We start from the raw sequence: 22,060 nt of genomic DNA on the forward strand, positions 1-22,060 counted from the left end.
CGGGTCCAATGGACCGCTTGCGTATACCTACGCCTCAGCCGTATCAGCGGAACGTGACAAGGTTGTCGGATACCTGACAGTCATTGACCCGGCCTTCAGCGTCACGTTCCTGTCAATCGGACGCCGCCGCTCCGTCTGCGCCTCCGTTCGCCTGCCCGCCGGCGGTACCGCCCGCCCCAGCGCCGTTCCCCGCTCCCGGCTCGTCGAGCCAGCCGTGCCGTGCCGCGTGCCAGACGAGTTGGACGCGGTTCTCGACCCCCGCCGCACGCTCCATCACCGCGAGATGGCGCTGCACGGTACGGACGGCGACCCCGAGCGCGCGGGCCATCGCCTGGTCGGTACTGCCGTTCACCAGCATCGCCAGGATCCGTAACTGGACGGCGCTGCGCCCGCCGGAGCCCCGCTCCCGCAAGGGCGTGCTGGACGCCCACACCGACTCGAAGAGCGCGACGAGGGCGTCCAGCAGACCGCTGGGACGGACCAACAGCATCGCGGGGCTGGGTACTTCGGTCTCCGGAGCCAGCGGCAGCAGAGCCAGTGACCGGTCGGCGATGCACAGCCGCATCGGCAGGCTCGTCGCCACCCGGACCTCCTCGCAGGCCGACCGCTTCCGGCCCGTACCCCCCAGGGCGCCGGGCGTCTCCAACGCCGTCCGGTCGCGCACCACCCGGTGGCGCACGCCCTCGTCGAGCCGCTCGGCCGCGTCCAGCGGGTCGTGCCACTCGCTTTCCGCGGGAAAGGGACCACGGACGAACGAGGCGACCTCGGTCCGCGCGGAGCGCCGCAGCTGCTCGGCCCACAGCCCGGCTGCGCCGTACCCCTCGACGACCTGGACGATCTCCTCGGACCGGTACCCCTCGTGCACCCGCTGGTACTCCACCGCCAGCCGGTCCAGTAACTCCCGCCCCTGCCGCAGCTGTTCCTGGGTCCGGGCCACGAGCGGGAGCAGTCCGACCCGCGGTGGCGCCGGATACCAGCGCCCGTCACCGCCGGAGCGGGCCAGCCCCCGCGCTCCGAGCTCCGCGCAGACGGCCTCGGCCCGCGTCACCGGCACCCCGAGGTCCCGGGCCAGCCCGGCCGCCGCAACACCGCGCGTGGCCACCAGCAACCGGTAGGCCCGGTCCGCATCGGCGCTCAACCCCAGGGCCTCAAACGGACGTTCGGTCATGATCGGGCACACTAGCCGGAGTCGGAGCGCCGATCCCAGGAAATCCGGTTATGTCACACAGCCGATACGTAGCGTGATGCGTAGGGCCCCCGCGGACTGCCACCACTTACGGACCCGTGCCGCCCGCTCGACTACGCGGTGGCGCTCACGGCGTGCGGGCCGCGTGCGGTCGCGCTGCCGGGGACCGGCTCGGACGGGTCCGCGCCCAGCGCGACGATCTTGTTGCCCTCGCCGACGTGCACGATCTTCGGTTTCAGGGCGCGCGCCTCGGCGTCGTCGACCTGCGCGTAGCTGATCAGGATGACCAGGTCACCTGGGTGCACGAGATGCGCCGCGGCACCGTTGATGCCGATCACGCCCGAGCCGCGCTCGCCCTCGATGACGTACGTCTCCAGCCGGGCGCCGTTGTCGATGTCGACGATGTGGACCAGCTCACCCGGCAGGAGGTCGGCCGCCTCCATGAGGTCGGCATCGATCGTCACCGAGCCCACGTAGTGCAGGTTCGCCTCGGTCACCCGGGCACGGTGGATCTTGGACTTGAACATGGTACGAAACACGGAGAAACTCCCGATTTGTCGGCTCCCTGCCTGTCATGCAGGTCAAGGGCGTTCTTCACTCTACACTGGCACGCCTCGGGCTCGAAGATTCCAAGGAACATCTCTTCGCTCTGACGAGGAAGCTTCCTACCTGCGTTTTCCCGCAAAGCGGACTGGACCGAACCCCGGCCAGATCCCTGTCCATAAAGACTTTCCCGCAAAGTTCAGGGACTGATGCTGATCAGATGCTGACATAATTGACGACGCATCAGGTAGCTCCCCAGGGTCTTCAATTCTGCAACCGAGAGGCCCAACGCTCTTCTGCCCAGTGATTCTGCTGAGCCGTTGCCACGGCGGACCGGCCGCGCTCGGTCACCCAACTGACCAGTGAGCCGCGTCTTCCCCACACCCAGGACACCGACTATTACTACGTCACAGCAAGCTTGGACGCATGCCGCTCTCAGCGGTACGCCGTGGCTGTTGGTGATGCCGTGGGTCTGAGGTTGGGTGCGCAGTTCGCCAGGGCGGGTCAGGTGCGACTGGCCTACGCGTGGTCGGTGACGACGCGTAGGAAGGGGTCGAGGCCGGTTCCTCCAGTGTCCCGAAGCCCTCAGTCCTGCAGTGCTTCCCGCGTCTGCTTCCAGACCTCCGACACTCGACTGCCATGCGCTCGGCGCGGGCAGCGACGACCCCGACGGTCCACCCGCCGCAGTCGTTGTCCACTGACGTTGCCGTCACCGCTGCCGTCAAGCACCGCTGTAGCCCTGCCAGACGCGTGTGGCAGGGCTACGTAGCAGCGAGTTCACACAACTCCAGCCGCCAAAATTCACGACCTGCGAATCAGAACGTCAGCTCATCAAAGGCAGGGCGCCATGGGCCAAGTCCATGAAATCCACGGAGCGCCGCTTCGACGACAGCGGGAGAGAATGATTCATGGAGCCTCATCTCACTCGCGCGTTCTGGAGGAATCGAGACGCCCAAGTTTCCATGCATATCCTGAATCCGATACTCTCCAGGCGGATCAACCCAAACCTTGTATTGAGGAATTGCAATCCTCTTAGACACCTCCCGATTCCCAACAACCAACCAGATGCCATCCTTAATACGAAGATCCATAGTCTCCAAAAGGAAGATTGGCTCATCGAGCTCGAGTGACTCGACGTCATGGGAGTCGTCGACATCCAAAAGTTCAGAGAACACTGCCAGCAGGACGTTCCCGCGCAGCTTCTCGACGACCTGAGCAAAAGAAATCTTCTCGTCGGTTACTGGAATGGCGAGCACATCACCATTCCCATATTTCCCTAGCATACGGTCCCTCCAGCAGCCTTGTAGCGGTCATCGTTCATCTGCACTCGACCGTTCTCGAGAGCGCTTCCGGGAACTGTCTTCTTCCCGCCGCCAGCACGCATCCAGCTTTCTTCGAGGACGTCAAGATCTTGCCCCGGGTTTGCCCTGCCGAGCACTTCAAAGGTGAACGACTTATTGGGGTAGTCCCTTGCATGCTCTCGCTGACGCTTCAAATACCGATTCCAATTCTTTGCCTGACCGACATACTCCTCTCCGGTAATCAAATCAGTTCGCAGGTATATGACACCTGCAGGAGTTGGAGGAGTCGTATTGTGTACAAGGACCGGGGTATCCCCTGCGAGCACATAGTACGTGTGCTACGCGACCCCTCTCCACCTGCCTTTTCGCAGGTCAACGGTGGTTTGACGGTCCGTTGGTGTCCGTGGATGTGCGCCGAAGTCCGTGGTTGTTGCCGTCGCTACTGCCGTCAGAGGTGTAGACCAGTTGTGCTGTCATCGGCTGCGCGCGTGATCCTACTGCCACGCTCCGGGCTCGGCACGGACGATGGTGTGGGTGGTCTGCCGATAGGACTGGTGGCCGGTCTGCGCGCAGTGTCCGGCGATCCAGCGCGTCAGGTCATCGGGGGTGTGCAGCTCGCCGGACGCGGCAGCGCAGTCCTGTTCTTCGCCGGTGACGCAGAGCGCCTCGAAGGTCGGCAGCGCCAAGGGGTCCGGGTCGGTGGTCACGTTGTACTCGCGGAACCGGTAGCGGGTGGTCGTCCCCATCAGTGTGGTCCTTTGCCTCTGTCGCGTCATCGGGTCTCGAAGGTCTACCGCCGTGGTGGTGTCGCGGACTTGGCCGTCAGTTGTGCTTGTCAGGTCGGGCATCCTCGGTCGCCTCCTGCGGGGCGGGGATGCGCTGCCCGCGTGAGTCCGCGATTCTGAGGGCATCCGACAGGGCCTCGGTCAGCCGACAGGCCAGCCAGCGGTATTCGACGGCTGGCCGCGCGAGCGTTCCAGGTGCCAGGACGCATCGGGCGTACTCCAACAGTTCCTCGCCCATGCCGATCTGCACCGTTTCGATGTCGTCGGCGAGGGTCGAGAGGTAGCCCCTGCCGTCGGTGCTCAGGTAGCAGGGGTTCCCGTCCGGGGTGGTCCAAGGGAGCAACCGAGGCCCCTCCCCTGCGGACTCCGCACTCCGATGAGGCAGGCGTTCCGCTTGGCTGCTGTTCTGGTTCATCGTGCCCGCCCGTGGTCGGCTCCGCTGTGGCTGTTGATCAGGGTCCCCTTTGGCGCGAACCTTGCGGAGTAGCCAGCGTGTCTGCCTCCGTGTCTGCCAAGCTGGCTTGGTGCGGGAGACGGTCGGGGAACTGGTCAGGCGGCTGCGCCTGGCGCGCGGTTGGAGTCAGCGGCGGCTGGCCGAGGCGCTGGCCGAGGCTGCTCCTGGGCGCGTTCCTCCGACGCGCAACGACGTGTCCCGCTGGGAGATCGGCATGCGGTCCCCGCGCGAGTGGCTGCCCTTCCTCGCCCTGGTGCTGGAGGTGCCGCGCGAGCTGATGGAGGCGGCCAAGACCGTCCCACTGGCCGAGCCCGCGCCGCGTGTGTGCTGACCGTGGCCGACTTCCTGCCAGAGGGCGACCCGCTGTCCCTGCTGAGCGCCCGTACGGGCCGTCGGATCGGAGCTGGGCAGGTGGCCGACTTGGCTCAGCGGGTGCACGGCCTGCGGCTGGCCGACGACGTGGTGTACGGCAAGGACCTGATCGGCCCCGCCCTGCGGGAGCTGCGGGCGGCGGTGAAGCTCTACCGGGAGGGCACCCACACCGAGGAGGTGGGAAGCGAACTGCTTCGGGTCATCGGTGAGTTGTCTCAGATCGCCGGGTGGGTGGCCTCCGACGCGGGCGAGCACGCCGAGGCGGAGCGGATCTACCGGCTCGGGATCAGCGCCGCCCGTGCCGCCGGGGACGGGGTGCTGTCGGGGAGGCGGGTTCGCTGGCCTACCAGTGGAGCAACACCGGACGCCCCCGCGACGCGGTGGACCTGGCTACCGCCGCAGTGGAGGAGGCTGGTCCCGATGCTCCGGCGAAGGCCCGCGCGCTGTACCTGGACCGGGTGGCCTGGGCGCACACCCGCGCCGGCCAGGACCGCCCTGCGATGAATGCCCTCGGGGAAGCCAGCGAGGCCTTGGCCCAGGACTCCGCCGGCACCGAGTCACCGTCGTACCTGTACTGGATGGACGCCGGGGAACTCCAGGTCATGGAGGCCCGCGTCTACACCGAGCTGCACCGGCCACTGCGTGCCGTACCGCTGCTGACGGACGTCCTGAGTCGTTACGACGCCAGTCACGCGAGAGAGTTGGCACTGTACCTTTCCTGGCTGGCCGTGGCCTACGCCGACGCGAACGAGCCCGAGGCCGCAGCCGGGACCGCTGGCCGGATGCTCTCCCTGGGGCAGAGCGGCAGCGAACGCACCACCGAGCGCGCACGGATCGTGCTGGACCGGCTGCGAGCGTTCCGTGACGTTCCCGAAGTCGCCGAGCTGCTGGCGTCCTGACCGTCCCGATCGGGCGGGGGCGAGTTCGGACTGCTGCTTGCGGGCGTCTCGGCACTCGGCGGGCTTGCGCACGCTCTGGTCGCACGGCACGGAAACGATCGGTGGGTCGGCGGGAGCCTGCGCTGCGGAGCCGGGGCGGCGTCGGACACTGCCCACGGCCGGGCCCGGCGGTGGAAACGGAGGGTCGGACCCCTGGCCGACCCTATGCCCGCGATCCGACCGTAGGACGGTCGCAGGCGACAACTTGCTCCGCAAGGCGCAAGGAGTCCTTACCCCATAACTTGCTCCGACCTGGTCGGTGCTGGGGTAAGCAGCGCTTACCGCACAACTTGCTCCCATCGGGCACCGGTCGAACCCGCCCACGACCCGGCAGACCGCTGACCTCCGGCATCCGCGAGGGCCTCGGGTGCTGGTCCGGGCTGGGTCGGTCGGCGACGTCGGGCCAGCTCCAACGGGCGGAGCCCGCCTTGAACCTCGTAGAGAAAATCTGGACGCACCCTCTCGGCCCCGGGCCGTCCAGGGGCTGAGGGTCAGCAGCCTCACGTGGTGACGCCCTCCTCCAGCGCTTCGACGCGGGCCTGCAGGCTAGTGAGCTGTTCGAGCGTCCGGGCCAGTGCCAGCTCCAGCGCCTCGACGCGGGCCACCATCCCGCCAACGGGCGCGTTCCCCGCGTCCGGGCTGCCGGGGTCTTCGTCGGTGTCGGTGTCCACGTCGGGCTGGGCGACGAAGGCGCCCTTACCGGGACGGGAGATCGCGTAACCGTCCCGCTTCAGCAGGGCCATGGCCTTCTGCACGGACAAGCTGGAGGCCCCGAACTCCACCATCAGCACCGCCTGCGTCGGCAACGCTCCCAGAGGTCATGGCCTGCCTCAAGATCAGCCGCTCCACCGTCTACGACCTCATCCGCACTCGGCAGCTCGCCTCCATCACCATCGGCCGGGCCCGGCGCATTCCCGCCCACGCCCTGACCGCCCTCGTTCACCACCACCTCGAAGAGGCAGCCTGATGACCACGCCCCGCCCCACCACCCGCAAGACCCGAGCCAACGGCGACGGCACCATCTACCAGCGCAAGGACGGCCGCTGGGAAGCCGCCGGCTACGTCCTCGCCCCCGGCAACACCCGCAAGCGCATCCACGTCTACGGCACCACCCGCGCCGAAGCCGCCGCCAAACTCACCGAGAAGATCGCCACCAGCAACCGCGGCGTCCCCGCCCCCTCCGCACAGGGCACCGTCGGCGCGTACCTCACGTACTGGCTGGAGACCGTCGCCGTCCACCGCCTCCGCGAGAACACCCACACCCGCTACACCGCCTGCGTCCGGCTCTACCTGATACCCGGCCTCGGCCGGAAGAAGCTCGCCAAGCTCACCGCCAAGGACGTCCGCACCTGGCTCGACCAGCTCCGCACCCGCTGCCAGTGCTGCGCACGCGGCCTCGACGCCGCCCGCGACCCGGACGCCCCGGAGGCGGCCAGTCGGCCACGTTGCTGCGCGATCGGGAAGTGCTGCGGCAAGCGGCTCTCCCCGCTAACCCTGGCCTACGTCCACTCCGTGCTCAAGTCCGCTCTGGAGCACGCCGTCCGCGAGGAGGAAATCCCTCGCAATGTCGCCCGCAACGTCCGCATGGGCACGCCCCGACCCCGCCGATTCGAACCGCTTACCGCCGACGAGGCACGTCAGTTCCTGGCCGCTACCCACGGCCACCGCCTGCACGCGCTGTTCGAACTCGCCCTGCGCACCGGGCTCCGCAAGGGCGAACTCCTCGGCCTGCGCTGGGAAGACCTCGACCTCGCAGGCGGCACCGCCAGCATCCGCCGCACCCTCCAGCGCACCAACTCCAGCGGCCTGACCGCCCTGCCCACCAAGACCCAGAGCTCCGAAAGGCGCATCGCCCTGCCCACGCCATGCCTACGTTCCCTCACACAGCACCGCGACCAGCAGCGCCAGGAGCGCGAAGCCGCAGGTGCAGGCTGGAGGGACAGCGGCTACGTCTTCACCCGGCCCAACGGTGCCCCGATCGAGGGAGCCACTCTCACCCGACACTTCACCGCCCTGCTCCACAGGGCCAGGCTCCGCCGCATCCGCTTCCACGACCTCCGCCACTCGGCGGCGACCCTCCTCCTGGAACAGAGAGTCGAACTCGTCGTCATCAAGGAACTCCTCGGCCACGCTCACATCGGCGTCACCGCCACCGTCTACGCCCACGTCCGGCTCCGCCTCCAGCGCCAAGCCATCGACACCCTCAACAACGTCCTCCGCCACCCCGCAGACGCCACCGCCGCGCCCGACGACAGCGACGATCCGCCACTTTGTGCAGAACCCGTCCGCTGACGTTGCCGTCAACCGTTGCCGTCAAGACGCCCGGAAGCCCCGCCGAATAATCTCGGCGGGGCTTCCGGACTCGGTCACGCATTGAAATTACGGAACTGCATCTATCCAGCTCGGGGATTGCGCACAGCGACGAAGGCTCGGCTATCTAATTAGCACCATCTAGACAGGCTCAGCCCGAGTAGCGGCGAAAGAATTCCCGCTCTGGCCAGCTGTCATCAAACGACTCGAGGAGGCGCTCATACAGGCGATGCTTTCCCACCCTATCCTCTTGTCGAAGAAGTACCTCTGCGCGATCAGAGATCTCCGGCCACCGCAGGTCGTGCATGCAGTATTGCAGGATCTCCAGGCTCCAGGGATCAATATCCTGCATGAGCATGAAAAACCGTTCGGAAACCTTCTGCCTGCAGCCCTCTCTGCCTCTGATTTGATCAGCCAAGTCTTCCAACAGTGGCTCGATCTGATCCACCCCATCAGCAAGCTGCTGCACCTTCAGTAGAAAGTTGATCTTGTCGAGGATGGGACCGCACCCACCGCCGCTAGCAGCTGGGGAACTTGTACTCAACATACTTTCCCGTCGCATCGAGTCCAGCATTATTGAAGGCCTCAACAGCTGCCGATTCAGCATTTGCCCCGGAGGGCTTGTAGTGACCAGAGAGGTTATTAACTTCCGTCATCCTCCCGCTCTTGAATCGAACCTCACCAGCGGCCCGCACATCCGCGCCGCGAGTAAGTGCGATATGACCATCGCCCTTACCGATCATGAGAGTCCCGTCAGTCAGAACCACATACTGATAGTTTCCAGTACGTTGTGCCACGGTGCCTGGCGTGAAGACCTTAGTCCATCCACCAGTATCCTCCGGGTACAAGTTCGAGAAGGTAGTCGGATCAGAACCGCCGTCATTGTGGACCAATACTGGCGTCGACCCGGCCAGCACATAGTACGTGTGGAGGCCGCGCACTGTCAGGTTGTACGCCGCCTGAAGCCTGTGGAAATGGCGTGCGGCCGTGACGCGGAGCGCTGAGTTCGCCTGCGACACCACGGTCATGCCTGGCTTCAGGTCACCAGCTGCTATCCAGCCCGTCTGGCTCGGCGACCAGAAGGGGTGGTTGTCCGTCGCTGTGACGGTACTCGGACCCGCATCCGTTTCGATCGTGAGAGTGGTGAAATTGATGTCGTCGGGGGTGGCGATTGTGGCATCGACTTGCGCCGATCCAGACTCAGAAGTCTCCGGGTCGGCAGCCATGACGTCATCGCCAACAGCGAGCTTTTCGATGGGTTTCGTCGTTCCGTCGGCAAGAACGACAAGAGTGCCAGCGGGGAAGCTAAAGCGGCCGCCGCGTGCTGGGCAAGCAACGGGCTGCTCCTTCGGTCCCTTGGCGCCGTCCAGCCCGTCCAGGCTCTTCGGGACCTTGGCGCCCTTGGGACCCTTGACTGCGCCATCGGTCGCTTCCGTAGCGAATAGGAAGAACGCAATCTTTCCTGCCGCTTCGGGCGCGTGGCCGTTTTGGAAGTCTCCGTAGATCTCTGCGGCTGGATCGGCGAAGCCGTGATATGCGCCAACATAGAAACCGGGGTTCAGCGGAGAGTACTGCCAGTAAGTAGAGGCAACGCTCTCGCAGCCGTTCCAGCTACCGCCCACACAGTCGACGATATGAGAAGCGTGGTCAATGACGAGATGCTTGATTCCGTTTCCTGTACCTGTTGCAGCACCCGTGAACCCGTGCAACACCCTGTCGAGCGTTGAACCTCCCCCACCGTCGGAATTATCCCAATGTTCATGGGTCGGCTCGGTTCCGCTGCCGGGGCCCTCATCGAAGCTGCCATTGCAGGAAGCCGAATGATCGTCCGAACAATTTCCTCCGGATGAGAGTCCGAGCGGGTCGGATTGGGTGACAGGATTGTTCTCGGCATAGCCGTAACCGTTCAGCGATTGCGGCTTATTTGCCTCGAAGAGAGGGTCGACGCTGATAAATCGGCCGGACGCGGGGTCGTATTCGCGGGCCCCGAGATGGGTCAGGCCGGTGTCCGTGTCTTTGGTTCCGCCGACGAATCCCTTGGTGCCGGCCCAGCTGGTCGGGGCGGTGCCGCGCTCGGCGCCGAAGGGGGTGGAGCGGCGCTGGGTGAGGGAGCCGGTGGCGGCGTCGATGTTGAGTTCGGCGGTGCCGTGGTTGTCGGTGACTTGGAAGGCGACCTTGTTGTCGTCAGTGCGTACCGCGGTCGCCGCGCCGACGGGGTAATAGCGGGTGGCCTTCGGCTTGGCCGCTCCCTTGACGAGGTTCAGTTCGGTTCCGCCGAGGTAGAGCGTGGTGTTCTCGGCAGCGGGGTTCGCGGTGTCGACCGTGTGGGCGGTCAGGCGGGAGCCGTCTGGCCCGTAGACGTAGTCCGTGGTCTTCGTGGTTGTGACGGTGGTGGAGCCGGTTTTGGTCTTGACGCTGTCCAGGACCTTGTTGAGATGGCCCTCGCTGTCCCAGGTCAGCGTTTGGTCGTTCGCAAGGTTCGCGTTGGGCTTGAGGTGGCGCTCCAGGGTGTTTCCCGCCGCGTCGTAGGCGTACGACTCCGTCACCGGGGTCCCGGTGCCGCCGGTGGTCGCGGCGGTGGAGGTCAACGAGTGCGGGTGGGCGGCACCAGAGGCCGGGTAGGTATAGGTGCGGGCCGTGTCCTTGGCAGGGTTGCCTGCCGGGTCGTGCTGGGTTTCGGTCTTACGGGTGCCGTCGAGGTTGTAGGTGTAGCTGGTCCAGTACGGGGCTGGGCCGCCGAGTGCGGTGCCCTCAAGAGTGTCCGAAGCCGTCGGGCACGCTGCACTCGCCGGCGTGAAGGATTCGGCGAGGCGGGCGAGATAGTCGTAGCGGAAGCACTGGCGATCGGTGCCGTATCGGGAGACATCGGACAAGGTGGTTATGTTGCCGGCCTCGTCGTACGTGTATGCGGCGGCGCGGGCCGCGCCCGTACCGCCCTCCTGGTCGGTGCGGCTGCTCGCCAGTCGCTGGGTGCCCGCCTCATAGGCGTTGGTGACCCAGGTGCTCTTGCCACCGGCGTTGAGCGTGGATTGCAGGGGCTTGTTCGTCAGGCTGTAGTTCTGTCCAGTGAGATACCCGGACAGGTTGCTGCCGATCGTCGACGGACGGTGGAGCTTGTCGTAGGTGAAGGCGACAGCCTCAGCGGCCAAGTTGCCGGCAGCGGGGTACGAGGTGGAGCGAACGGTGCCGTCGGCGTTGTAGTCGGAACCGGAGACGTAGCTGCCCTGGAGCGCGTCCTGTCCGGGGACGGCCGGGACGACGACAGTGCTCTTGGTGGGGCGGTACAGCTTGTCGTAGGTGTTGACGGTGACCTTGTACTGATACGTCACGGCACCGACGGTCATGTAGCGGATGGTGGTATCGGCTTGGCCCTTGTTGTTGGCTGGATCCCAGGTCTGCGAGGTGAGGAGCGGCCCGGTACCGGAGCCTTCGTGGGTGGCGAGTTGCCGTGACAGGTTGTCGTAGGTGTGGGCGATGACCTTGCCGCGCCCGTCGGTGCTGGTCACCAGCTCGCCGCGGTCGTTGTAAGCGCTGCTCGTCGTGCCGGCATCGGGGTCGACGGCCTTGACCTTGCGCCCCAACTGGTCGTAGGTCCACGTCCATGTGGTGTTGGACGGATCCGAGAGCTGGGCCAGGTGGCCTGCCGTGTCGTAGCGGTAGGTGGTGGCGTCGTAGGCACCGCTGGCCGTGGCCGATTTGTACTGGCGTAGCTCCGTCGCCTTTCCGCCGGCGTCGGTGATCACGGTAGTGGGGGTGGCGCCCTTGGGCGGGGTGACGGTGACGCGGTCGCCGCCGTAGACGCTGGTCGTCGTGGACAGCGGTGTGCCTACACCGTTGCCTGCGAGCAGGGTGGTCTTCACCGCGCGGCCGAGGCCGTCGTACTGCGTAGCGATTTGGGAGTCGACGCCGGTGGCGTCCTCCACCTTGAACAGCGTGCCGCTCGCGTTGGCGGTGGCGTAGTACGGGGCGTAGGACAGGGCTGCCTGACCGCGCTCGTCGTAGAAGGCGTCCGTGAGTATGCGGCCGCCGTTGTCGCCGGGAGCCTGCGTTTGGCGCAGACGGTTCAACCCGTCGAACAGGGAGTAGGAGGCGTCCTGGGAGCCGTCGTTGTTGACCGTCTTCGTCTTGACCGACGTGATCGCGCCGTCGGCGATGCTGTAGGCGAACTCGTAGTTGGGGGTATCCCCGCCGACCTTGGAACGGTCGGGCAGCCAGACCTTCGCATTGCGACCGAGGGCGTCGTAGCTCAGGTCGGTGCGCAGACTGTTGGTGTCGACACTGATGATGGGCAGACCGCGCAGCAGATCCGCGTACGTCGTGGTGGTCTGTGCGCTGCTCGCGACACCTACGGTGGCGGGAGGCATGGTGACGACGGTCTTGGTGGGGCGCCCGGTAGCGGGAGTGTAGGCAGTGGTGGTAACCGTCGGATTGGCGCTGGGTGTGGTGACCGGGGCGACCGCGTCATTGGTGGGGTCGAAGACACTCGTGGACGCCAGCCCGGTGGTCGTCAGGCCGCGCCCGTAGGTGTCGAAGGAGGCTGCGTTGTCCAGGTAAGTGGCGGTCTTACCGACCCGGGACTTGAGGGTCTCCGTCAGCGTGCCGAGCCCTCTGGTCGGCGCTGCACCATACGCTTGGCCGTCAAAACGGACCCGCACATCGGACAGTACCGCCGACGTTCCATCGGCCTGGGTGTCACGGTCAGGGGTCGCGGCGCACGTTGCGGCGACGGTTTCCGTATGAATGGCGCCGGTGAAGATCCAAGCGGCGGTGTTGTCCGCGTAGGTAGTTCGGGTGCACTGGTCATCAGTCGCAACACCGATGTCGCCGAGGTTCTCGACCGTGGCGGCGCGGGCGTACGTGTCGAAGGACGTGTTCGTACGGGTCTCTCGCCAGGAAGCTCCGGCTCCGGCGTCCAACGAGGTGAAGGCGCGGGCGACCGCGCTGCCGGTGCGGTTCGCGGTGGTGGTGCCCCAGTCCCGGACCCGCTTGGCAGTCTCCTTCTTCCACGGCGTATTGACCGCCTTGGAGAGAATCTTCCCGCCGGGTGCGTCGTAGGTCTCGGTGCGGTACTCGTATCCGGCCCAGGCCTGGTCATCGGTGAGCGTGGTGCCCTGACCATCCGGCACGGTCACCGTTCGGGTTTTGGTCTTGTCAACAGGGTCAGTGCGGTCGCCGTCCATGCCGCGCAGGAAGTAGTGATCGGCCTGTGTCGACATCCCCGAGGTACCGCCGGTCTCCGCTCGCGCGTGAGCGTAGCCACGCCATTGGGACCAGGTCTTGAGCTTGTCCTTGGTGAGGCCGTCGTCGTCGTCGAAGTGCCAGGCGGCATCGTCCAGGTAGGTGTAGTGGGTCACGGCGTCCGGGGCGCCGCCGGTGCGGTCGGTGGCGATGACTGCGTCGACCACGTACTTGTTGAACCACTCGGTCGTCACCGGGGTGTCGTTGTTGGGCTGGTACATCTGCGGGAAGCAGCGTGTGGTGTTGCTCTGCGGGGTGGGCAGGTGGTCCCAGTCGCATGCGGCAGCGGAGTAGTTGACGTCGAGCTGACCACCGGTCTCGTCGTCGATGGTGCCCAGACGTTCCTTGATGAACGGGGCGCGGCCGTCACCCGTCTTGTCGAGCCGGTTGGCGCGCTGGTCGTAGCCAAGTGTGGTGGGCGGCAACGTCACGGGGGTGGTGCCGGCCAGACCGGTGTGCTGAATGGAGTCCAGGAGCAGTTGGTAGTCAGCGTCCGCTGTGCCCCACTTGTGATGCAGCGCCCACGTGTCAATGGGCTTGTAGCTGCCGTCGGCCTGCAACGTCTGCGTGGTGACACCGGTGAGGCGGGTGCGGGTGAAGAACGTGGGTGAGCTGGTGTCGCAGTCGGTGCCGGTCTTGCAGTTCATGTCCCAGGGCGTGTCGTACCAGTACTGCTTCTCGTCGTCGATCTTGGCTGGGTCGCACGTGACACCAGCCGCGGGCAGGCACCGCTCACCGGTGGCGAAGGTGACTTGCGCCATGGGCTTGACGGTGGCGGAGTAGATGTCGCTCTGCTGCTGGCCGTAGTCGATGTGCTGCAGTGTGCCGCCGCGTACGTAGGGGGTCCGGTCGGTGGCCTTGAGGTTACGGCCGTAGTTGTTGGTCTCGGGGATGTACCAGTAGGTGATGTCGTTGCCCTTGGCGTCGATCACCTGGTCGAGGTTCCAGCGCCAGCCCTGCTGGCACCAGGAGGCGGCGAACGTCGCGGCATGGCACGGCTCGGTGGCATCGTCACCGAAGACCGGCACAGTGAAGACCGACTTGGTCTCCGGCTGGCCCGCGCTCCAGTTGGTAAGCCGGTTGTAGCCGAAGAAATAGCGGGTGCCCTCAGTGGTGACGGCCTGGAAGTACTCTCCGTCGTTGTCGCCATTGCCGCGGCCGGCGTCCCGTACCCGGGTGACCTTGGTGCCGTCGTCGCCCTTGATCCGCCACTCGTCCGCACCGACCGGGATCAACTCGCCGGCATGGCCCGCAAAGCTGATGGTGGCGTGGTCATACGCCCAGCACAGGTCTCCGGGCTCGACTCCGTCGGTCTTGATCCCGTCATCGCCGCACGGTTTGTAGCTGCGCTCCACGAAGCCTGGAGACATGTCGAACCCGTCGCCTGCCCAGGATGACTGGTTGTTGCTGTTGGACGTCCGTCCGTCCAGCGCACCGGACGAGTAGGAAAGACCGACGGACGGTGCCAGGTTTCCTGGGACCGATGGAACGGGCATGTTGTAGGACCAGGAAAACGATCCACTGTTCAGCCCGGTGTTCCAGGTGGAGGCTGCGGCGAGCGGAGACGCCTTGTAGTCACCAGAAGGCCCGGAGCCCGAGGAAGTCAGCCCCAGTACCGTCGTGCTGTTCGCGGCCAGTGCTCGGGGGGCGGCGCTGGGAGCAGACTGGGCGGCGAATGGGGCGGCAGCCGCCGTTGCGGGGACGGGGACCGTGTCGGCGGTCACGGTCTGCGTCTCGGGATTGTTGGCGCCGGCCAGCGGCGTGGCGGTGCGGCACGCGGGCTTCTCCGGCGTGGTGAGCGCGCACGCGGGCAGCCGTACCAGGTGTAGCCGGGAGCCGTAGTTCGCGCCGGCCGCACGGGCGAAGCTGCTGTAGTCGAAGGAGACCTGAGCTTGTCCTGCCGGCGCGGCCGCGCCCGTACCCGAGATTGTCAGCAGCGGTCCGTCGATCCCGGCACGGGTTGCTGCGGCCCGGTCCAGGACCTGCACCTTTGCGGTGCGTGCAGGCGCTGCACCGGTCGGCGCTGCCTGGGCCTTCGCCAACCTGGCACCGCCGGACACCGGCGCGAGAGTGACCGGCAGACCGGCAGCCTTGACGCCCTTGGCCCCTGCGGCCGGAGCAGTAGGGACCGTGACGGTCGCGCTGCCCGGGGTGGGCCATGCGATCACGGGATTCTTCGGCTGTGGGGTGCCACCGGTCTTGCGGGGCTTGACCTTGCCGTCGCTGCCCTTGACCGGCTTTTCCGAGGACTGCAGGGCAGGTCGGTTGGATGCAGCGTTCGCGACGGTCAACGCGGCCGGAACTGCCTGGAGCAGCGATCCGGCCAGAATCCCCGCCATGACGACGGCGATCCTGCTTGACGTTCGGTGTCGCTGGGCCTGTGTCCTGCGCATCGTGTGTCCCCTTGCCGCGGCTCCTCCCGGAGGGTGCGGCGGATCGTATGGACCGCGCGACGTGCCGAGCGGCGGTCCGGAAAGTGAGTGATCGAACGAAGAGATCTCAGGGCGCCCGCCCTGGGGCCAGGTATTGCGCCTGGCCCCACGGGTTCGGGTGACCTACCACACGGTGTTGCTGGGCAATTCGATCGAGGAGCTGGCCAGGCCGTTGATCTGTGCGGGGCTCAGTGCCCCTTCGTAGGCCCAGACGTCGTCGATGTCGCCGGAGAACGGTTCAGTCCACACCGATCCCACCCTGTTGCGGCCCAGTTGGAGCCCCGACGTTGCGATGAACGGCTGCCTAGCGGTGGCCCAGGACACATGATCGGTACAGCCTGCGGGTGCGTCATCAAGGCAGAGTTGGGACTGGGTCGCTCCGTTGACATACAACGTCAGTTGATCGGTGAAGGCGTCATACACCACTGTGAGGTGGACCCAATCGCCTGCAGTGCTCGTGGCCGCGAGGGAGTTGGCGACACTGGTGGTCACCGCCGGGGAGGTTCCGCTGTCGGTTACCACTGCCTGCCACTGGCCGATGTTCGTGACCGTGTTGGTCACATCTTCGGTGTCAGTCCTCAGAAACTGCCATCGCAAGGTCAGCGCGCTGCCCGTAGCCGATCCCAGCGACAGAACTGTCACGTCATGGTTGGGGGCTCCGGGCAGCTGGACCCAACTGGCAAGGGTGAAACTTCCGCCCGTGTTCAGCGGGGCCTGGTCGGTGGGGGTGGTTGCGGCATACGTTCCGGTTCCACTTCCGTCCAAGGTCAGGCTGCCGGTGTTCGCCGGTCCGCTTCCCTCGTGAATCTGTGCCGTGCCGTACAGCACTACGGGATGGGCGGGGCGGGTGCTGCTCGCAACAGCGATGTCGTCCGGCGAGGACAGCGGCGATCCCGTGGCGGTATTGAGTTTCCAGCGGCCCGCCAGCTGTGGGCGCTGCTGCACCATGTCACGGGCCTCAGGGTCCGTGACGACCCGGTCGAACAGGCGCACGTCGTCGATGTCGCCGCCGAAGAACTCGCCGGCTACGCCCTCGCGGGAGCCGGCTCCGATCTGCAGGACGCCTGGTGTTGACCACGGTTTGGTCTGGGCATAGGCGCTTTCGCCGACCAGGTACCCGTTGATGTAGAGGCGGATCTTGCCGGCGGTAGCATCCGAGACCCCGAGCAGATGGGTCCACTGCCCATCATTCGCGCCGAAGCACGGGATGCCGCCCACAGTCGTGGTGCATGTGGGTTGCAGGGCGCGGACCAGGGTGTCGGCGGTGATGTCGTCCTTGTACCGGCCGAAGACCCATTTCTTGGTGTCCGGGGCGTAGTACAGGGCGAACTCGCTGTTGTGCAGGCCGCCTTGGGTAAGTGCCATACGGGTCGCGTAGTCCCCGGGCTTGATCGTGGGGAGCTTCACCCAGGCCGAAACGGAGAAGCTGCGTGTTCCGTCGATCTGCGGACGGGCGGTGCGGGCGTAGCCGTTGATCCCGTCAAAATGCACCGCCTTGCCCGCGATGCCCGGAGCGCCCGGGGTCGCGCCGCCGAACAGGGCCGCGTCGGTGGGCTCCGACCGGCCGATCGCGATCACAGTGTCGTCCAGTGGCCAGACGGCCTTGGCGGGTGTACCGGTAGTCAGCGCCGTGTCGGCGGCGACGTTGGCAGCTTGGGTTGCTGAAAGTGCGCGGTCCCACAGGTGGATGTCGTCCAGGGAGCCCTTCCACGGATCGGTGTAGTTCCCGTTCCAGTACAGACGTCCGAAGTTCAGCGGTCCCCGAGCAGCCCACGCGGCCAGCGCTGGAGCTGATACCGCGGAGGCGCCGTTCACGTAAACAGTGATCGTCTTTGCTGTCGCGTCGTAGACACCGCTCAGATGCGTCCACTGTCCGGCAACCACGGGCGCGGTGGAGTACGCGCTTTGCCACGGCGCTCCAGTCGCGCCTTGGGTTGTGGTCTTGAAGGCCCATTTGCCCTCATACAGACCCAAGGTGAACCCACCGGTAAGCGTGCCGTCCTGGCTGATCGCCGAGCGGCTGATCGTGGTGTCAGCCACGTTGACCCAGGCCGAGACCGTAAAACTGCTGGCGGTATCGAGGACCGCGCCCGGTGTGGCCGCATAACCGTTGACGGACCCGTCCAGTGCCAGAGCCGTGCCTGTGTGACCGGTGGCACCCAAGGTGGCACCAGATGCTGGAGCAGCCTCGAACGCTCCGCCGGAGCCGGTCAGCTGGGTTCCGCTGGTTTCGTCCATGGACCAGCCGGCCCGCTGTGGTTGTCCGGCGGAGACGTTGAAGTAGTACGTCTGCGGCTGGGAGGCGTTCCCGGCCCCGTCCAAGGCCCTGACCGACAGCAAGTGCGAGCCCACGGTCGTCGGCAGCACGTTCAGCGTCTGGGGAGCGCCAGCTGTAGTACTCACCTGATTGGCCGCCGAAGGGGAAGTGTCCAGGCCCCATTGGTACTTCGTCACATCGGTCGCGACTGAATCGACCGTGAAAGCTCCATAGCGGCCCACGCCGTCGGTCCAGGGGAGTGCGGCCTGCGCGTCGGTGGAGCCGGGGTAGGAGCTGGAGGTGATGACCGGTCCTTCGGGGGTCGATGTGTCGACCATGACATAACAGTCCGTCGGGTCGCCTGTCGAGCTCCACGGCCCCCACTCAGCGCCGTCCCATGCACGGACCTCCCAGCCGAACCACTTGTTCGTAGGAATCGCAGAGGTCAAGGTGACAGAGAAGAGGGATCCGGACGCTTTGAAGGTATTCGCGGCCGGAGCGGTGCCTTCGGAGCTGGTGGACCACCAGCGCCGAATGACGCCCTTGCCGTCGCCGGTGTCCCAGGCGACACCGAACTGGATACCGATCTTCTCGCCGTCCGGGTCGGAGACCTTCGCGGTGATCTGCGGCATCTTGTTGATCTGCACGCCCGTGGACAGGCACTGCGAGCCCGGCGACATCGACAGATCCTTCATCGGCGCCTGCCGGGGCGGAAGGTTGTACAGCACGTGCAGGTTCGCCGCGGCTGTGAAGCGCTTCCAGGCGTACTTGTCGTTCTCGTCCTCAGCCCTCAGGCCGAAGGTGATGGTCGTCCATCCGCCGGTCGCCGCCGTCTGCACTTGGTTCTTGACGCCGTTGTCGTCTCCACCGAACTCCACATTACTGGCCGCCTCGCAGGTGGAACCGAGTGCCGATGACTTGGTCTGCAGGCGCTTGTTCCAGAACGAGCCTTGGGAGTTGTCCCAGTTGGTGCTGGAATTGATGCGGTTGGTAAGCCACAACTGGACGTTCTTCTTCGTGCAGCTGTACGAGTGCGACTCGTAGACAGAGAAGGTGGCCGACAGGATGTGCTTGCCAGTGAACTGCGATGACGGCAGTTCGTACATCACCCGCTTGCGGTCCAACGGCGCGCAGTGAACGGTGTCACCACAGAAACCGACACCAAAGTCATCGTTGTCCGTCGCCCCGAAGTGCCAATACGGATGGGCATTCCAGTACTGGGACACACCCGTCCAGGCAGTCCTCCACGCATCGCTCCACACCGGGTCGATCATCACCGGGAACACCGTCGTCGGCGCATCCAGCAACGCCTGGTCCGGCGTCAGGACCATCAACTGCTGGCCCGCCGGAAGCTGGACATCCACCGGTGCGGCATGCGTGGCACCGTCCACACCCGACGGCGTACCGGGCGTGGCGGGCGGAGTACTGGTCGGGGCAGTGCTCGTAGGCGGTGTGCTGGTAGGCGTACTTGGCGCAGTGCTCGAAGGCGTCGTCGGCGGGGTGCTGGTGGGCGTAGCCGCCGGGGGGCCCGTGGGGGTCGCAGTGTCAGCGCGGGCGGTGACACGGGACGATTTGGCCGCCGAGGTGGCGGGGGTGGGTGCCACGGGGCCGGGGGCGCCGTCCTTGGCGACTGCCGAGGAGTCGTACATCACGGGCTGGGGTGCTTCGAAAACCGTTCCGCCGCCAGCGGTGTCTACCGCAGCCAGCGAGCCGTCGCTGCGCTCGCGTACTGTCAGCCCCTGGCCGGCCAGGCCGAGCTTGAGCTGGTTGAGTTCCGGGTTCCGAGCGGCCTGCGCGGTCTTGACGACCAGCAACTGCGTGAAGCCCGAATCAGTGGCGGTCAGACGCAGGTCCACATCCGGCAGCACCGACTGGTACTCGGCGGTGTTCTCCTTGACAACCGGCTTGGGCAGCGGCCTGGGCCAGGTCAGGGCCAGTTCCTTGCCGGCCCGTGACATGCGCACCAGGGGCTGGGTGCCGCCGCCGGAGAACACCAGATCCGGCAGCGTGGCCTTCGGGGCCACGGTTCCGTCCGACCTGACGCGGAGCGCCGTGTCGATCGGCACCCACTTGCCGTTCTGGCGGGTGCGGATCGGCACAATGTGCGTAGTGGAGACCAGCGTGCCGTCCGGTTGCGCCTGGACGTCGCTCGTCTCGGTGGTCAGCGTCGCAACATCGACCGGCTTGTTCGTACGCTTCGCCGCAGCGACGGCCAGACTCTCCGGCGTATCCAGCGGTGCGTTGCCGCCCGTATCGGTACCGGCCTGGGTCGGCGGAACCGTATCCGCGGCCGCAGCTTGAGGCACGCCCCCCGCAGCGTCCGGCAGGCCCACCAACACACCGACCGCGGCCAAAGCCGCCAGCCATGTGCGTGCCGGGCGCCCACCCCTACCCGCGTTCCCCACGACTACTCCCCCACCCCACACGAAACACACAGAACTTGAAGGGTGAGTGAACGGCCCGGGACACGTTCTGTCAATGCACCGTCACGGAGATGATGACGCTCTGACCTGCATATTCTTGCCCTGGCGGGCCCCTTAAGCGGGGTCAAACGGACATGGTTGTACGCACAAATGTGAAATAGGCCACATGCATCTACGTGGTCCGATGATCGTAGAATCGGTCCCGTCCGGACGCCTGGCACTGACGCAACCTCTGTCGCAGCGCGCTCCAACCCGCCGCGAGTCATGAGGTTCCTGCCGTGCTCCCCGTCCAGCTCACCACGTCACCGCCCGCGGAGCATCCAAGAGCGGCACAGACCGCTCAACCTGCTGCGGAACGTGACCCGTTCCTGGACAACGCCAAGCTCCTCGCGCTGGTCCTGGTCGTCTGCGGCCACCTGTGGGAACCCCTCATCACGCACCCGGGCGAACGTGGACTGCGGGCGCTGTACCTGCTCGTCTACGCCTTCCACATGCCGGCTTTCATCCTGATCTCCGGGTACTTCTCCCGCAGTTACACGGGCCGGCCGCCCCAGTTGCGACGCCTGCTCACCGGGGTCCTCGTCCCCTATCTGGTGTGGAGCACCCTGCTGGCCCTGTTCACGAACCTCGTCTCCGGTAAGTACGCGGCGCTGCTGCCGCTCACGCCGGTCTGGATCACCTGGTTCCTGATCTCCCTGTTCCTGTGGCGGCTCACCGCCCCGTTCTGGTCCATCCTGCGGGCCCCGGTCGCCATCGCCATCGTGGTCTTCCTCGCCAGCGGCGCTTTCTCCCTGGGCGCCCAGCTGTCCATTACCCGGACCCTGCAGTTCCTGCCGTTCTTCGTTATCGGCCTAGTCCTCAAACCCGAACACTTCCAACGCCTGCGACAAGCCACCTGGTTGCGCCTCGCCGCCGCCCCGCTGTTCATCCTGGCCGGGGTACTGGCCTACTGGCTCGTGCCCCGCACCCCTCTGCAGTGGGCATACCGCAGTGGCAGCGCGCCCGAACTCCATGTGTCCTACGCCCACTGGCTCGCCCAGTCCACCGCGATCTTCCTGGCCGGCCTGGTCCTGACCGCAGCGTTCCTGGCACTGGTGCCGCGCCGCCGCACCTGGTTCACGCGACTCGGCGCAGGCACCATGTATGCCTTCCTTCTGCACGCCTTCATCCACCACGCCTTGGCCTACGGCGGCATGTACGACAACCCCTTCTGGCATCACTCCCCCGGCCAAGCCGTCCTGACCGCCGGCTCCATCGCCCTGGCTCTGACCCTGTGCACCACACCCGTTCGCCGGCTGCTCCGCCCCCTGGTTGAACCCCGCATGAACTGGCTGTTCCGGGCCCCGACCGCCACCACCTAATCGACCCGTCCGCCACGCCCTGTCCCGACCCAGTCAGCCCAGTCCGCCCCGAGGGGACCGAGCCCTGGTGCCTAGTCTCAAATGATCTGGTCGTGGGTAGGACTGTGACCTGCGGCGAGCCCGTCACCCCGGAGGCGGTGGCTTCTTTGGAGCTCACTCCCGGCTGGAGAGAGGCGCGCGTAGTTCGACGCGGAGTCGGATGGACGTGTCGATGGGCAGTCCCAAGCCGGAGTGGCGAAGATCCTTTGAGTAGCGTGCGATGAGGTCCAGATCCCGTAGCTGCCGCTGTAGCTCGGAGGCGAGCTCCTCGTCCGTGTCCACGGGGAGTTCGGCTCCTACACCCTCGAGCCCTGGGACGGCCTCTCCTACCTGTCGATGCACTACGTCCTGTTCAGACCAGGACACGTCACAGCAACCCAGCTCTTCGGCCCATCAGCGCTCGGCGAAGCGTTTACAGCCT

General features: G+C 66.2%; 15 protein-coding genes. 7 read left to right on the plus strand and 8 right to left on the minus strand.

The annotated features are described in order from the left end of the window. Positions 1 to 112 precede the first annotated feature (112 nt). The 5 genes from AC07DC_RS03330 to AC07DC_RS03350 form a co-directional block, all read right to left on the minus strand. Positions 113 to 1,168, minus strand: coding sequence for a helix-turn-helix transcriptional regulator (locus tag AC07DC_RS03330; RefSeq protein WP_478911348.1), 1,056 nt, complete (start codon positions 1,166 to 1,168; stop codon positions 113 to 115). A gap of 131 nt (positions 1,169 to 1,299) precedes the next feature. Then, the gene (gene panD, locus AC07DC_RS03335; protein WP_478911350.1) at positions 1,300 to 1,725 is read right to left on the minus strand and encodes an aspartate 1-decarboxylase; all 426 of its coding nucleotides are present in this window, start codon (positions 1,723 to 1,725) and stop codon (positions 1,300 to 1,302) included. A gap of 819 nt (positions 1,726 to 2,544) precedes the next feature. Beyond that, the gene (locus AC07DC_RS03340) at positions 2,545 to 3,012 is read right to left on the minus strand and encodes an Imm26 family immunity protein (protein ID WP_478911351.1); all 468 of its coding nucleotides are present in this window, start codon (positions 3,010 to 3,012) and stop codon (positions 2,545 to 2,547) included. 512 nt (positions 3,013 to 3,524) lie between these two features. After that, positions 3,525 to 3,776, minus strand: a complete 252-nt coding sequence (locus tag AC07DC_RS03345) for a DUF7848 domain-containing protein (protein WP_471740744.1) — start codon at positions 3,774 to 3,776, stop codon at positions 3,525 to 3,527. Between the two features lie 76 nt (positions 3,777 to 3,852). Beyond that, complete coding sequence (locus AC07DC_RS03350; RefSeq protein WP_478911353.1) at positions 3,853 to 4,158, minus strand: hypothetical protein; 306 nt, start codon at positions 4,156 to 4,158, stop codon at positions 3,853 to 3,855. A 181-nt stretch (positions 4,159 to 4,339) separates the two neighbouring features. On the opposite strand from AC07DC_RS03350, the gene AC07DC_RS03355 reads away from it, so the two are divergent. The 3 genes from AC07DC_RS03355 to AC07DC_RS03365 are packed head-to-tail and all read left to right on the plus strand — an operon-like array spanning position 4,340 to position 5,540. After that, positions 4,340 to 4,600 carry a hypothetical protein gene (locus AC07DC_RS03355; protein ID WP_478911355.1) on the plus strand — a complete coding sequence of 87 codons (261 nt, stop codon included), beginning with the start codon at positions 4,340 to 4,342 and terminating at the stop codon, positions 4,598 to 4,600. Positions 4,601 to 4,602: 2 nt separating this feature from the next. After that, positions 4,603 to 5,145, plus strand: coding sequence for a hypothetical protein (locus AC07DC_RS03360; protein WP_478911357.1), 543 nt, complete (start codon positions 4,603 to 4,605; stop codon positions 5,143 to 5,145). After that, entirely contained in the window at positions 5,142 to 5,540 is a 399-nt protein-coding gene (locus AC07DC_RS03365) for a hypothetical protein (RefSeq protein WP_478911359.1), read from the plus strand. Before AC07DC_RS03360 ends, AC07DC_RS03365 begins: the two co-directional genes overlap by 4 nt. Before the next feature lie 539 nt (positions 5,541 to 6,079). Here the strand turns inward: AC07DC_RS03365 and AC07DC_RS03370 are convergent. Next, positions 6,080 to 6,385: a GntR family transcriptional regulator gene (locus AC07DC_RS03370; protein ID WP_478911360.1), complete on the minus strand. Its 306-nt coding sequence runs from the start codon at positions 6,383 to 6,385 to the stop codon at positions 6,080 to 6,082. Between the two features lie 14 nt (positions 6,386 to 6,399). Between AC07DC_RS03370 and AC07DC_RS03375 the strand changes: the two genes are divergently transcribed. The 3 genes from AC07DC_RS03375 (at position 6,400) to AC07DC_RS03385 (ending at position 8,367) form a co-directional block, all read left to right on the plus strand. After that, positions 6,400 to 6,546, plus strand: coding sequence for a helix-turn-helix domain-containing protein (locus AC07DC_RS03375; RefSeq protein ID WP_478911362.1), 147 nt, complete (start codon positions 6,400 to 6,402; stop codon positions 6,544 to 6,546). Continuing rightward, positions 6,546 to 7,871, plus strand: a complete 1,326-nt coding sequence (locus AC07DC_RS03380; RefSeq protein ID WP_478911364.1) for a tyrosine-type recombinase/integrase — start codon at positions 6,546 to 6,548, stop codon at positions 7,869 to 7,871. Before AC07DC_RS03375 ends, AC07DC_RS03380 begins: the two co-directional genes overlap by 1 nt. Before the next feature lie 268 nt (positions 7,872 to 8,139). Continuing rightward, positions 8,140 to 8,367 carry a hypothetical protein gene (locus tag AC07DC_RS03385; protein ID WP_478911366.1) on the plus strand — a complete coding sequence of 76 codons (228 nt, stop codon included), beginning with the start codon at positions 8,140 to 8,142 and terminating at the stop codon, positions 8,365 to 8,367. 40 nt (positions 8,368 to 8,407) lie between these two features. On the opposite strand, the gene AC07DC_RS03390 is transcribed toward AC07DC_RS03385, so the two are convergent. Further along, positions 8,408 to 15,466: an RHS repeat-associated core domain-containing protein gene (locus AC07DC_RS03390; RefSeq protein ID WP_478911367.1), complete on the minus strand. Its 7,059-nt coding sequence runs from the start codon at positions 15,464 to 15,466 to the stop codon at positions 8,408 to 8,410. 216 nt (positions 15,467 to 15,682) lie between these two features. Further along, entirely contained in the window at positions 15,683 to 20,149 is a 4,467-nt protein-coding gene (locus tag AC07DC_RS03395) for a LamG domain-containing protein (RefSeq protein ID WP_478911369.1), read from the minus strand. Between the two features lie 368 nt (positions 20,150 to 20,517). Between AC07DC_RS03395 and AC07DC_RS03400 the strand changes: the two genes are divergently transcribed. After that, a complete protein-coding gene (locus AC07DC_RS03400; protein WP_478911371.1) occupies positions 20,518 to 21,600 on the plus strand; it encodes an acyltransferase family protein in 1,083 nt (360 codons plus the stop codon). Positions 21,601 to 22,060 lie beyond the last annotated feature (460 nt).

This window comes from Streptomyces sp. NPDC045021 (assembly GCF_056432645.1).